The following is a 13,073-nucleotide window of genomic DNA, read 5'->3' on the forward strand; positions in this document are numbered from 1 at the left end:
TGAGTGCGAGATGGCTTGGCAGTTTGCGATTCAGCGCCGACAATCCCTTCAATGCACCAAGTTGGTGCCTTTCACTGAATGCCTTGGCCCGGACAACACCGTTGCCCGGGCTTTTGTCCGTTTGCGCAACGCCAAAGCGCCAACCACACCATCTCGCAAGGGAGTTACTACATGGAGCGCAAGCCCAATATCACTCTGTCCTCCTTGGACCTGGATCGCATTGAATCGCTGCTGGAAAAGAACAACAGCCAGTTCCCCGGCCGTGATGCACTGGAGGCGGAGCTGGACCGCGCGGATGTACTCGACCCCGCAGAAATACCCGCCAACGTGGTGACGATGAACTCCACCGTGCGCTTCACCATTCTCGAGATCGCCAAGACCAATACGCTGACACTGGTCTACCCCAAGGATATGGATGGCAGCGCCGACAAGGTCTCCATCTTTGCGCCAGTAGGCATCGCCCTGCTGGGCCTGTCAGTGGGTGATGAGTTCAAGATGCCCAGCCCTACCGGTCAGGTAACCGTGCGCGTGGATGCCATCGAGTTCCAGCCCGAAAGCGCGGGCGAGCTCCATCGCTGAACCGGCTCACCCAACAAAAAAGCAGCTCACCGAAGCTGCTTTTTTTGTTGCCTGGATCAGACTCAGCGCAAGCCGGCCAGCATGGTGGTCAGCAGACCCGCGCCGATCAAGCCTGCCTGCCAGCGCAGGGCCTGACTCCATGACGAAACATGGCGCTCCACCAGTTGATACAGCGCGTAGCCGGCAGTCAGTGAAAGCACAAAGGCAAACGGGATGCCCACCACGGCGGCTGTGACCGAACCATGCCAGAAATGGTTGACCACTGCGTTGACCAGCAGGCAGATGGAAAAGTGAATCAGGAATACCGAGTAGGAAATCTCTCCCAGGCGACGCAGCGGCGCAAAACCCTGCCAGCGGGCAATGACCTCGGTACGCATGCAAACGATCAGCAGCATCGCGGTCACGCCGGCGAGAAAAATGCGGTCGCGCCACTCATAGACCAGCGCGCCGATGATCAGAGCAGCAATCAGCATGCCCCAGCTCCAGGCCGTCAGGCGCTTGTCTGCTGCCACCGCCCAGAAGGCCATCATGCCGATGCCATAGGCACCCATGAAATAAATCGCCCAGACATCCAGGTCTGCATCAAGATTGAAGCTCAGCAACGAAGCTGCCGTCCCCACAACCACCAGCCCCTGCATGCCAGTCACAGCCCAGGGCCACCAGCGCTTCATGGCCGTAGCACCCAAGCGCTTCAGCGCCCATTGTTGCAGCCAGCGCACTCCGGCCAGCAACAGCACGGTCGCGGCGAACAGCTGAAAGTCTATGGACACATACCAGACACCAGCCGACAGTGACTCCTCGCCCACAATGCCCTGCAGCAGCAGAGCATGGGCCATGAGCTGCCATAGATCGGGGTCGGCGGACACGGACTCGTGATCGAACCAGGGACGAATCGCCGCAGACACCACAATCGTCACCACCAGTGCCACGGCATAAGGTACGACCAGACGCACAAAGCGCTTGCCGATCTTGGACCAGGGTGAATCAAACCGCGCCAGACCCATGGGAGCCAGGCTGGCTGCAGCCAGAAAACCGCCGATCACCAGAAAGATCTGCACGGCCATACGGGCGTACTCATAGAGCCAGTCCAGCAGGTCGGGCATGACAGGGTGAGCCACATCGGACATGGGGCCGTAGAAAGCCAGGTGATGCCAGACGATGGCAGCACAAGCCAGCCCCTTGGCACAGTCGATCAGGGCACTGCGGGAATGAGAGGAAATAGAACTTTGAACCATCAGATCACGGCCGCCCGCAGCCCATGGGCTGCCCGGCGGCAGGGTGAGTTTGCCCGGCAACAGGCAACGTAAAAAAGCCGACTTAAAACAGGATGGCGATTTTGCGCCGATTCCCAACAATTTGCTGACAGCGTTGCAAGTTTTACGAAACATATCTGCGCGAGCTTCATGCGCCAAGCATGAACAAAACCAGAGCGATTGCACTCCGGCTTGATTTCCCTGCCCCACTGAGAACCCCGGGCAAAGGCACAATGGAGGCCATGACGCAAGCCAAACCACTGTCGGAGCTGAGCCGACAATTTGTTTCGCATTTCGGCGAGATGGGCAGCCGCTGGGGCATCAATCGCACCGTGGGACAGATCTATGCCCTGCTGTTCATTTCGCCCGAGCCGCTGAACGCAGACCAGATTGCCGACACGCTGGAATTCTCGCGCTCCAATGTGAGCATGGGGCTCAAGGAGCTGCAGGCTTGGCGGCTGGTTCAGCTGCGTCACCAGCCCGGCGACCGGCGCGAATACTTCCAGGCACCCGAGGATGTCTGGGAAATCTTCAAGCGACTGGCCGAAGAGCGCCGCCGCCGCGAGATCGAGCCCACGCAGTCCATGCTGCGTGCCGCCATGATGGAGGAAGCCAGCACCGACGAAGAACGTTACGCCCAGCAGCGCATGCGCGATATGCACGAGCTCATCGACAAACTGATGAGCTGGTTTGACGATGTTCAGCGTCTGTCGCCAGAGACCGCCATGCAGCTCATGGGCATGGGCTCCGCCGTGACGCGACTGCTGGACCTGAAAGACAAGATTACCGGGCGAGGCAAGTCAGGCTCGGAAGCCTGACGCCGACAACTCAGGTGCTGGCCCTGGGCACCAGCCTGAAGCCCAGATCCACGCTGGCCTCTCTGACGGTGTCCCCTGCCAGCAACTGCAGCAGCATGCTGGCAGCTTTTCTGCCCACTTCATCCCTGGGTGTATGGATAGTGGTCAGAGGCGGCACCATCTGATCACTGCCAGGAAGGTCGTTGAACCCGGCGATCGCCACCTGCTGCGGCACCTTGACCCCCATGCGATTGGCCTCCAGCAATGCGCCTTGTGCAATGTCATCATTGCAGAAAAAGATGGCATCCACCGTAGTCTGCGCCTTGAGAAGTGTCTCAAACTGCCTTGCACCCAGCGCCAGCGATGAACGCTCGGGATTGAGAATCTCCAGGCTCTGGTCATACAGGCCGGCCTGTTTGAGCACCTGCCGATAACCTTCCAGACGCTGCATGACACGCGCGTCGAGCTGGGCTCCGCAAAATGCGATGCGTCTGTATCCCTTGTCCAGCAGATGACGGGTCATTTCAGCGCCAGCTGCAATCTGAGAAAAACCTACGCTGTAGCAATCGGGCCCCGTGCCAGGCTCGCGCAACTCCATGAGATGCACGCGCGGCACGGGATTGGCAGCCAATAATTTCCGCGACTCTTCGCTGTGATCAAACCCGGTCAGCAACAGCCCGGCAGGCCGCATGGGCAGATAGGCCCGCAGCAACTGCTCTTCCTCCGCAGGGTCGTAGTGGGTCACACCGATCAGCATGTGATAGCCCTGGGCAAACAGCACCTTGTGCACAGCCTCCAGGACCTCCACAAACAAGGTGTTGGAGAGCATGGGGACCAGTACCAGCACCTGGGTGCTTTTTTGCGAGGCCAGTGCACGTGCAGCCAGATCGGGCACATAACCCAGAGAAGCCGCAACCTCGCGCACTTTGTCGACCAGGGCTGCAGCCACTCTGCGCTCTCCGCGCAAGGCTCTGGAGACCGTCATCGGACTCACGCCCGCAGCCTGTGCCACATCACTGAGGGTGACACGCCCGCTGGCACGAGATCGCCTTGAAGAAGCGCTGTCTGCCGGGGTTTCACTCTTGGTACGGGTCTCGAGAGGCAAGGGAATCTCCTAGTCAGATGCCTGAGGTTTTTTGAGTATGATAGCGCTATCCAGACTTGAAATGAAGTCTGTAGAAGCAGCTTGATGAAAGCACTGACTTGCCTTCGACCAAGGTCTGAAGCCAATCGCAGAAAGCAGCAGGCTGCTCATTTTTTAACCACGTCGGATAGCGCTATCCAAAAATGACTCAAAGCAAGATCCAGCCTCATGGCACCATGTCGGCACTCGTCGTCATGGGAGTTTCCGGCTGCGGCAAATCGAGCGCAGGAGAAGCCATCGCCCGTCAACTGGGGTGGACCTTGGTAGAAGGAGACAGCTACCACTCCCCCCAGAGCGTGGCCAAGATGCAGGCCGGCATTGCCCTGACGGATGCCGACCGCGAAGGCTGGCTGGAACGCCTGGCGCAGCGACTGGCTCAGGCAGATGCCGAACACGGCCTGGTGCTGACCTGCTCGGCGCTCAAGCGCAAGTACCGCGACCAGTTGCGCAGCGCCCAGCAGCTGGGTTTTGTGTTTCTCGATCTCGACTATGCCACGGCCCTGGAACGCGTCCAGACCCGACCCGGGCATTTCTTCTCGCCCGACCTGGTGGCCAATCAGTTCACGACGCTGGAAGACCCGCGTCAGGAGCCCGATGTTCTGACCGTCAGCGCCACCATGAATCTCAACGACATCGCGCTCGCGGCCCGGCAATGGGCAAGGCGCGAATCCCAAGCATAAAGACAGCAGGAGACAGCCAATGTCTGAAGATCGCAAAGAGGCACAGGGCCGCAAGCCATGGCTCAAGCGCCTGGCCGAAGGCCTGATGGTGCTGGCCCTGGCCGGCATGGTGGTTGCCGTTTTCGTCAACGTGGTGCTGCGCTACGTTTTCCACACCAGCATCGTCTCCTATGAGGAGATCTCGCGCCTGCTGTTTGTATGGCTGGTGGCCATCGGCGCCATCGTGGCGGCTTTCGAAGGCGCCCACCTGGGCTTTGACATGGTGACATCGCGGGTTGGCCCGATCACCCGCAAAGTCCTGTTCTGGGTCTCGCAACTGCTGATCGGCGCCTGCATGGCCCTGCTGCTGTGGGGCTCCTGGGAGCAGGTCGTTGCCGGCTGGAGCAGCTACAGCACCGTGCTGGGCTATCCCCTGGCTCTGGGCGCAGCGGCGACGCTGGTGCTGGCCATAGGCATGCTGCTGGTCGTGGTGCGCGACATGCTGCGCGGCACCCCGTCCGAATCTTCTGAAACCAGCGTGGAGTAAGGAGAGCGCCATGGTCGTTACCCTGATTTTTCTCGCCGTGCTGATCGGCGGCATGGTGATCGGCATGCCGATTGCGCATGCACTGATACTCACCGGTGTCGCACTGATGTGGCACCTGGACTTTTTCGACACCCAGCTGCTCGCGCAGAACCTGCAAGCCGGGTTCGACAATTTCCCGCTGCTGGCCGTGCCATTCTTCATCCTCGCAGGTGAGCTGATGAATGCCGGCGGCCTGTCACGCCGCATCATCGATCTGGCCCGCGCCTTTGTCGGTCATATCCCGGGTGGCCTGGGCTATGTGGCCATCGGCGCTGCCGTGCTGCTGGCCTCGATGAGCGGATCGGCCATTGCCGACACCGCCGCGCTGGCCACCATCTTGCTGCCGATGATGCGCGACCAGAAGTATCCCGACAGCTACAGCGCCGGCCTGCTGGCTTCAGGCGGCATCATCGCCCCCATCATTCCGCCTTCGATGCCGTTCGTGATCTACGGCGTCACCACCAACACCTCCATCAGCAAGCTGTTTCTCTCGGGCGTCGTTCCCGGCCTGTTCATGGGCAGCTTTCTGATTGCTGCCTGGTGGTTCATCGCGCGCAAATACCAGCTGACCTCGGGTGAACGCGTGAGCTGGGGCCTGCGCCTCAAGGCACTGGCCAAGAGCTTCTGGGCCATGATGATGCCTGTCATCATTCTGGGCGGCCTCAAGGGCGGCGTCTTCACGCCGACCGAAGCCGCCGTGGTGGCCGCGGTCTACGCGCTGTTCGTGTCCATGGTGGTCTATCGGGAGATGAGCTGGAGCAGGCTCTACGAAGTCTTTCTGGGCGCATCCAAGACCACCGCCGTGGTGATGTTCCTCTGCGGTGCGGCCACTGTGACCGCCTACATGATCACGCTCGCCGACCTGCCCAATATGCTGGCCGACAGCTTCTCGGGCCTGCTGGATCAGCCCATGCTCTTCATGGCCGTGATGATGCTCTTCCTGCTCGTGGTCGGCACCGCCATGGATCTGACCCCGACCATTCTGATCTTCGGTCCGGTCTGCGCACCGCTGGCCGTCAAGGCCGGCATCGATCCCGTGTACTTCGGCTTCATGTTCATCTATGTGGGCTGTATCGGCCTGATCACCCCCCCTGTGGGCACGGTGCAGAACGTGGTGGCCGGGGTTGGCAGGCTGCGCATGGAAACCGTGATTAAGGGCACCAATCCCTTCCTGATGGTCTATGTGCTGCTGGCCGTGCTCTTCGTGATCTTCCCTCAGCTGGTCACGGGTCCGCTCAAATGGATGCACTGAGAACGGCATGCCATCCATGAAAGATCTTAGATTCATAGCATGGTGCGCACTGCAATCAAGCGCATCACGACAGTTCCAATTTCATCAAAGGGCCCAGGCCCAATCAAGCAAGGAGACGGGTATGCGTATCAAATTTGCAGTCGCAGGACTCACGGCAATGCTGCTGGCCGCCGGCGCCGTTCAGGCGCAGGACTTCAAACCCCGCCTGGTGCGGTTCGGCTACGGCCTGGTGGAGGACTCCAACCAGGGTCGTGCCGTGCGCATGTTCGCCAAGGAAGTGGAAAAGGCCAGCGGTGGCAAGATGAAGGTCCGCGCCATCGGCAACGCATCCCTGGGCTCGGACACGCAGATGCAGCAGGCCCTGATCGGCGGAGCCCAGGAAATGATGGTCGGCTCCACCGCCACGCTGGTGGGTCTGTCGCCCGAAATGGCGATCTGGGACACCCCTTTTCTGTTTGCCAACACCAAGGAGGCCGATGCCGTGCTGGACGGCCCCGTGGGAGAGAAGGTCAAGGCCACTCTGGAGCCCAAGGGCATGGTGGGTCTGGTCTATTGGGAAAATGGATTTCGCAATCTGACCAACAACAAGCGCCCCATCACCAAGCTGGAAGATCTGCAGGACGTGAAGCTGCGCGTGATGCAGAACAACGTCTTCCTGGACAGCTTCAAGACCCTGGGTGCCAATGCCGTTCCCCTGCCCTTCTCAGAGCTGTTCACGGCGCTGGAAACCAAAGCCGTGGACGGTCAGGAAAACCCCTTCAACACGGTGCTTTCGAGCAAGTTCTATGAAGTGCAGAAGTACCTGACCGTCTCCAACCATGTCTACAGCCCCTGGATCGTGACGGTCAGCAAGAAGTGGTGGGACACGCTGAGCCCCGCCGAGAAGAAGGTGCTGCAGGATGCGGCGATCAAGAGCCGTGAATTCGAGCGCAAGGACACGCGCGAAGAAGCCGCCAAGGCTCTGGCCGAGATCAAGACCAAGGGCATGCAGGTCAACGAGCTGCCAGCCGCCGAAGCAGGCCGCATGCGCGACAAGCTCGGCACCGTCAATGCCGGCATTGCCAAGTCCGTGGGTCAAGGTACCTGGGACTCTGTGCAGGCAGCCGTCAAGCAAGCTCGCGCCAAATAAGCGCCCAACCATGGAGCCATGCCCCGGGCATGGCTCTGACTCATTCCAAGACAATGCCTGCGCCCCAAGCACAGGCCTTGCTGCCCAAGGACTTTCATCATGGCACTTCACCCCGTTCTGGACCAGGTGACGCGGCGCATCCAGGAGCGCAGCCGCGCCAGCCGCTCCGACTATCTGGCACAGGTCGATGCCATGGCCGCGCGCCCTCCACAAGTACGCACCATGGGCTGTGCCAATGTGGCCCACGCCTTTGCGGCTCTGCCCGGCACGGACAAGATTCGCATCGTTGAAGAAAAAGGCTCCAATGTCGGCATCGTCACGGCCTATAACGATGTGCTCTCCGCCCATGCACCGTTTGCGCATTACCCCGATATTCTGAAAGACGAGGCCAGGCGCAACGGCGCAACGGCTCAGGTGGCCGGCGGTGTGCCGGCCATGTGCGACGGCGTGACCCAGGGCATGCCCGGCATGGAGCTGAGCCTGTTCAGCCGCGACACGATTGCCATGTCCACCGCCGTGGCTCTCACGCATGACACTTTCGATGCGGCCCTGATGCTGGGCGTCTGCGACAAGATCGTTCCCGGCCTGCTGATCGGCGCCCTGCACTTCGGCCACCTGCCCATGGTGTTCGTGCCTGCCGGCCCCATGACTTCGGGCCTGTCCAACAGCGACAAGGCCAAGGTACGCGAGCAGGCGGCGCAGGGCCTGGTCGGCCGGCAGGAGCTGCTGGCAGCAGAAAACGCGGCCTACCATGACCAGGGCACCTGCACCTTCTACGGAACGGCCAACAGCAATCAGATGCTGCTCGAAGCCATGGGCCTGCATGTTCCCGGCACAGCCTTCATCAACCCCGCCGACGCAGAGCGTGAACTGCTCACGCGCGAAGCCATGCGTACCGTGCTGTCCATCACCCGGGGCCGCCGCTTTGCCCCCATAGGGCATGTCGTGGACGAGCGCTGCATCGTCAACGCCATGGTGGCCCTGCTGGCGACCGGCGGCTCCACCAATCACCTGATCCACTGGGTGGCCGTGGCCCGAGCTGCCGGAATCGTCATCGACTGGGATGACTTCGAGCAGCTGTCCGCGGTGGTTCCCCTGCTGGCCCGCGTCTACCCCAATGGCAGCGCCGATGTGAATCAGTTCCAGGCCGCAGGCGGCCCTGGCTACGTGATCGCCCAGCTGCTGCAGGCCGGACTCATGCATGGCGATGTGCTTACGGTTAGGCCCGAGGGGCTGGCCGCCTTCGGGCGCATCCCCCATGTCGAAAACCATCAGTTGCAATGGCAGGATGCGGGCATCTCCGGCGATGACACTGTTCTGCGCCCTGCCAGCCGCCCCTTCAGCCCTACGGGCGGCTTGAAGCTGCTCAAAGGCAATCTTGGCCGCAGTGTCATCAAGATCAGCGCCGTACCTGAAGATCGCCACGCACTGCGGGCACCGGCATGGGTCTTTGATTCGCAGGATGAATTGCAGGCGGCCTTCAAATCCGGTGCGCTGGAGCAGGCCTGCCAGACCAATGGCTTCAATGGCGTCGTCTGTGTGGTGCGCTGGCAGGGTCCGCAGGCCAATGGCATGCCCGAGCTGCACAAGCTCACCCCTCCGCTGGCCGTTCTGCAAGGCAAGGGCTATGTCGTGGCCCTGGTCACCGACGGCCGCATGAGCGGCGCATCGGGCAAGGTCCCGGCGGCCATCCATGTCAGTCCCGAAGCGCTGGCTGGCGGCCCGCTGGCCAAGGTACAAAGCGGAGACATCATCGTGCTCGATGCCCCCACCGGCCTGCTGCAAGCCGAGCTGACGGATGCCGAATGGGAAGCCAGGCCGCTGGCCATCATGCCGCCAGCGTTGCAACAAGCCAATCACCGCGGCCTGGGCCGTGAACTGTTTGCCGGATTCCGGCGCAATGCGCTGAGCGCAGAAGAAGGAGCTTGCACATGGCTGCTCAAATGACCGCCTTGTCCATCATGCAGGATGCACCGGTGATTCCGGTCATCGTGCTGCACAACGCAGAGCATGCGGTGCCCATGGCCAAAGCACTGCTGGCCGGCGGCATCAGGGTTCTGGAGGTCACGCTGCGCACGCCTCAGGGCCTGGCCTGCATAGAGGCCATCGCCAAGCAACTGCCCGAAGCCATCGTCGGTGCGGGCACCGTGCGCAATGCAGCCGATGCCGCGGCGGCTGCTCGGGCCGGCGCAAGGTTTGCCGTCAGTCCCGGCTATACCTGCAAGCTGGGCCAGGCCTGCCGCGATCTGAACCTGCCGCTGCTGCCCGGTGTTGCAACCAGCAGCGAAATCATGATGGCTCAGGAAGATGGCTTTACCGAGCTCAAGTTCTTCCCCGCCGTGCAGTCGGGCGGCATCCAGATGCTGAAGGCCTGGCAAGGTCCGTTCGGAGAGCTGCGTTTCTGCCCCACGGGCGGCATCTCGCCCGGCAACGCGGCGGAGTTTCTGGCGCTGTCCAATGTGGTCTGCGTGGGCGGCTCCTGGCTGGTCCCCGCCAGTGCCGTGGAGAGTGGCAACTGGTCGCTCATCACCGAGCTGGCTCAGGCCACGCAGGCGTTGAGAAGCTCTCGCACGGCCTGAGCAAGACAAGGCCTCATCCATAAAAAAAAGCCCGGTCAGCTCCAAGCCGACCGGGCTTTTCCATGTCTTGGCGACTCAGGCATCCGGCAGCGACTTGGTTCGCTCCAGAAGCTTGCGACGCGTTGCCTCGTCATCCATCAACTCGAACCAGATCGCATTGAGCACGGCAAAGGCTGCTGCCAGCGGCAGACCCAGCAACCAGGCGAAATACCACATAAGTTTCCTTTCATTCGGCCCATCCAATGCATGGGCCAACAATATTCGAACCGCCCCCCACACAGAAGGAAGAACGCAGCATGGCGTCTGAGGGGCGTCCCATCTCAATACGAGTGGCCCTGACCGGTCACGATGGCCTTCACGTCCACCTTGCCTCGCAGCACCGAGTACACCCAGCTGGTATAGGCCAGGATCAAGGGCAGGAAGATCAGCACGCAGACCAGCATGATGAACAGCACAACATGGCTGGAAGACGAGTCCCAGACCGTCAGACTGAAGCGCGGATCAATGCTGGAGGGCAGGATCATGGGGAACATGGCAGCGCCCACGGTCAGGATGATTCCGGCAATCGCCAGGCCGCTTGCCAGCAGCGCCAGCCACTCGCGACGGCTGCGCAAGCCGATGGCCACGATCAGCGGCATGAGCAGGCCGATACCGGGCACCAGCCAGAGCCAGGGATAGGACTTGAAGTTGGCCATCCATGCACCGGCAGCCACGGCTGCGGTCTTGTTCAAGGGGTTGGAGGGACCGACGGGGTTGATCTCGCTGGTAATCACATAGCCGTTGATGCCTGTAGCCAGCCACAGGCCGGCAACCGCAAACAGCACGGTGGTCAGCACGGCAAACCATGTGCCATACCTGGCGGCGCGGTTGGCGACTTCTCCATCGGTCTTGAACATCAGCCAGGCCGCACCATGCATGAGCAGCATGGACAGCGAGACCAGACCGCACAGCAATGCGAAAGGCGTGAGCAGGCCGAAGAAGCTGCCGTCGTAGTAAATGCGCATATCGTCACCCAGACGAAATGGCACGCCGAGGATCACATTGCCCACTGCCACGCCGAACAGCAGCGCTGGCACCAGACCCGTGATGCACAGCACCCAGTCCCAGCGGTTGCGCCAGGCTGCATCTTCATGTTTGCTGCGGAACTTGAACGCCACGGGACGCAGGATCAGCGGCACCAGCACGGCAAACATGGCCAGGTAAAAGCCCGAGAAGGACACGGCGTAAAGCTGGGGCCAGGCCGCAAAGATGGCACCGCCACCCAGAATCAGCCACACCTGATTGCCTTCCCACACGGGGCCGACTGAGTTGATGGCCGTACGGCGCTCGACATCGGTCTTGGCCGTGGCGCGCAACAGGCCCATGGCGCCGAGGTCAAAGCCGTCGGTGACGGCAAAGCCCACCAGCAGCACACCGAGCAGCAGCCACCAGATGAGGCGCAGCACGTCATATGAAATCAGTTCATGCAAGATCATTTGGTTGCTCCTCTCAGCTTTGGCCGCGTGCCAGCTTCTTGATCATGGGTTCGTAGAGGCTGAGGTGAGGTTCGCTCTCATGCTCGGGGCCCTTCTTGATGGCCTTGACCATCAGCTTGAGCTCGATAACCAGCAGCACGGTGTAAATCAGCACAAAGCCGGCAATGGTCAGCAACAGCGTCTTCGCGCCCAGATTGGAAACCGCCATGGCCGTGGGCAGCACGCCTTCGATGATCCAGGGCTGACGACCCAGCTCGGCCACCACCCAGCCGCATTCGGCGGCGATCCAGGGCAGCGGAATCGAGAACACGGCAACCTTGAGCAGCCAGGGGTAGGCATCCAGCCTGTGGCGGGCAGCCAGCCAGAAGAAGGTGCCGGTCAGCACGATGAAGAACATGCCCAGGGCCACCATGATGCGGAAGGTCCAGAACAGCGGACCGACCGGCGGCACGGTATCCATTGCTGCCTGATGGATCTGTGCTTCGGTCGCCTTGCGTGGGTCATCCACATAGCGCATCAGCAGCAGGGCGTAGCCCAGATTGGCGCCATTGTTCTCAAAGCGCAGGCGTGCCTCGGCGGGAATCTCGGCATCGGTCCTGGCCTTGCGAATGGTTTGCAGCGCGTCATAGGCGTCGATACCGTTGCGGATATTGCCCTCGGCGCTCTTGACCAATTCGTTGATGCCGGGAATTTGGGTGTCCAGCGAACGCGTACCGATCAGGCCCATGACCCATGGGATGTGCACGGCAAAATGGGTCTCGCGCGCCTCGCGGTCGGGGAAACCAAAGGCCGTGAAAGAGGCCGGTGCGGGCTCGGTCTCCCACATGGCTTCGATCGACGCCAGCTTCATCTTCTGGTGTTCCGAGGACAGGTAGCCGGATTCGTCACCCAGCACTACCACCGACAGCGAAGCAGCCAGACCAAAGGATGCGGCCACCGTCATCGAGCGCTTGGCCAGATGGATGTGACGACCCTTGAGCAGATACCAGGCCGAAATACCCAGCACGAACAGCGAGGCCATGACATAGCCCGCCGACACCGTGTGCACAAACTTGGCCTGTGCCACGGGATTGGTGAGCACGGCAAAGAAGTCATTCACTTCCATGCGCATGGTCTGGGGGTTGAAAGTAGCACCCACGGGGTTCTGCATCCAGCCATTGGCGACCAGAATCCATAGTGCCGAGAAGTTGGTGCCTATGGCCATCAGGCAGGTGACGATCAGGTGCTTGACCTTGGAGAGGCGATCCCAGCCAAAGAAGAACAGGCCGACAAAGGTCGCCTCCATGAAGAAGGCCATCAAACCCTCGATCGCCAGCGGCGCACCAAAGATGTCGCCCACATAGTGGCTGTAGTAGCTCCAGTTCATGCCGAACTGGAACTCCATCACCACGCCGGTGGCCACGCCCATGGCGAAGTTGATGCCGAACAGCACGCCCCAGAACTTGGTCATGTCGCGCCAGATGGCTCGTCCGGTCATCACATACACCGTCTCCATGATGGCAACGAGTATGGACAGGCCCAGTGTCAGCGGCACAAACAGAAAGTGGTAGAGCGCCGTTATCGCAAACTGCAGTCGCGATAAATCGACGATGTCGAGGTCCATGGTCAGGTCCTTTCTCT

Annotated in this window: 13 protein-coding genes; 8 read left to right on the top strand and 5 right to left on the bottom strand. The window is 61.2% G+C overall.

Features of this window, described 5'->3' with window-relative positions; genetic code table 11:
* Positions 1-171 precede the first annotated feature (171 nt).
* Positions 172-579: a nucleoside diphosphate kinase regulator gene (gene rnk / locus AAIL66_RS08215; protein ID WP_003063629.1), complete on the top strand. Its 408-nt coding sequence runs from the start codon at positions 172-174 to the stop codon at positions 577-579.
* 62 nt (positions 580-641) lie between these two features.
* Here rnk and AAIL66_RS08220 read toward each other — a convergent pair whose 3' ends face one another.
* Positions 642-1,814: an acyltransferase gene (locus AAIL66_RS08220; protein WP_343496442.1), complete on the bottom strand. Its 1,173-nt coding sequence runs from the start codon at positions 1,812-1,814 to the stop codon at positions 642-644.
* A gap of 251 nt (positions 1,815-2,065) precedes the next feature.
* On the opposite strand from AAIL66_RS08220, the gene AAIL66_RS08225 reads away from it, so the two are divergent.
* The gene (locus tag AAIL66_RS08225) at positions 2,066-2,650 is read left to right on the top strand and encodes a GbsR/MarR family transcriptional regulator (RefSeq protein ID WP_003053080.1); all 585 of its coding nucleotides are present in this window, start codon (positions 2,066-2,068) and stop codon (positions 2,648-2,650) included.
* A 10-nt stretch (positions 2,651-2,660) separates the two neighbouring features.
* Here AAIL66_RS08225 and AAIL66_RS08230 read toward each other — a convergent pair whose 3' ends face one another.
* Entirely contained in the window at positions 2,661-3,734 is a 1,074-nt protein-coding gene (locus tag AAIL66_RS08230) for a LacI family DNA-binding transcriptional regulator (protein WP_034356900.1), read from the bottom strand.
* Between the two features lie 182 nt (positions 3,735-3,916).
* Here AAIL66_RS08230 and AAIL66_RS08235 point away from each other — a divergent pair, with 182 nt between their 5' ends.
* From AAIL66_RS08235 to eda, 6 genes are all read left to right on the top strand, one after another.
* Entirely contained in the window at positions 3,917-4,453 is a 537-nt protein-coding gene (locus tag AAIL66_RS08235; protein ID WP_045840389.1) for a gluconokinase, read from the top strand.
* 19 nt (positions 4,454-4,472) lie between these two features.
* Positions 4,473-4,979 (top strand): TRAP transporter small permease, encoded by a 507-nt coding sequence (locus AAIL66_RS08240; protein ID WP_012839280.1) that lies wholly within the window; start codon positions 4,473-4,475, stop codon positions 4,977-4,979.
* A 10-nt stretch (positions 4,980-4,989) separates the two neighbouring features.
* The gene (locus AAIL66_RS08245; protein ID WP_034356902.1) at positions 4,990-6,270 is read left to right on the top strand and encodes a TRAP transporter large permease subunit; all 1,281 of its coding nucleotides are present in this window, start codon (positions 4,990-4,992) and stop codon (positions 6,268-6,270) included.
* Positions 6,271-6,391: 121 nt separating this feature from the next.
* On the top strand, positions 6,392-7,399 hold the full coding sequence (locus AAIL66_RS08250) for a TRAP transporter substrate-binding protein (RefSeq protein WP_003065736.1): 1,008 nt from the start codon (positions 6,392-6,394) through the stop codon (positions 7,397-7,399).
* 99 nt (positions 7,400-7,498) lie between these two features.
* Entirely contained in the window at positions 7,499-9,346 is a 1,848-nt protein-coding gene (gene edd, locus AAIL66_RS08255; protein ID WP_343496443.1) for a phosphogluconate dehydratase, read from the top strand.
* Positions 9,331-9,978, top strand: coding sequence for a bifunctional 4-hydroxy-2-oxoglutarate aldolase/2-dehydro-3-deoxy-phosphogluconate aldolase (gene eda, locus AAIL66_RS08260; protein WP_343496444.1), 648 nt, complete (start codon positions 9,331-9,333; stop codon positions 9,976-9,978). The genes edd and eda overlap by 16 nt, the downstream gene beginning before the upstream one ends.
* Positions 9,979-10,053: 75 nt before the next feature.
* Here eda and cydX read toward each other — a convergent pair whose 3' ends face one another.
* From cydX to AAIL66_RS08275, 3 genes are all read right to left on the bottom strand, one after another.
* Complete coding sequence (gene cydX, locus AAIL66_RS08265; protein ID WP_003053063.1) at positions 10,054-10,194, bottom strand: cytochrome bd-I oxidase subunit CydX; 141 nt, start codon at positions 10,192-10,194, stop codon at positions 10,054-10,056.
* A 104-nt stretch (positions 10,195-10,298) separates the two neighbouring features.
* A complete protein-coding gene (gene cydB, locus AAIL66_RS08270) occupies positions 10,299-11,453 on the bottom strand; it encodes a cytochrome d ubiquinol oxidase subunit II (RefSeq protein ID WP_034380747.1) in 1,155 nt (384 codons plus the stop codon).
* A gap of 13 nt (positions 11,454-11,466) precedes the next feature.
* On the bottom strand, positions 11,467-13,056 hold the full coding sequence (locus AAIL66_RS08275) for a cytochrome ubiquinol oxidase subunit I (RefSeq protein WP_034356909.1): 1,590 nt from the start codon (positions 13,054-13,056) through the stop codon (positions 11,467-11,469).
* Positions 13,057-13,073 lie beyond the last annotated feature (17 nt).

It is taken from the genome of Comamonas sp. F1-6 (assembly GCF_039581415.1).
GTDB classification, from domain to species: Bacteria; Pseudomonadota; Gammaproteobacteria; order Burkholderiales; family Burkholderiaceae_C; genus Comamonas; species Comamonas thiooxydans.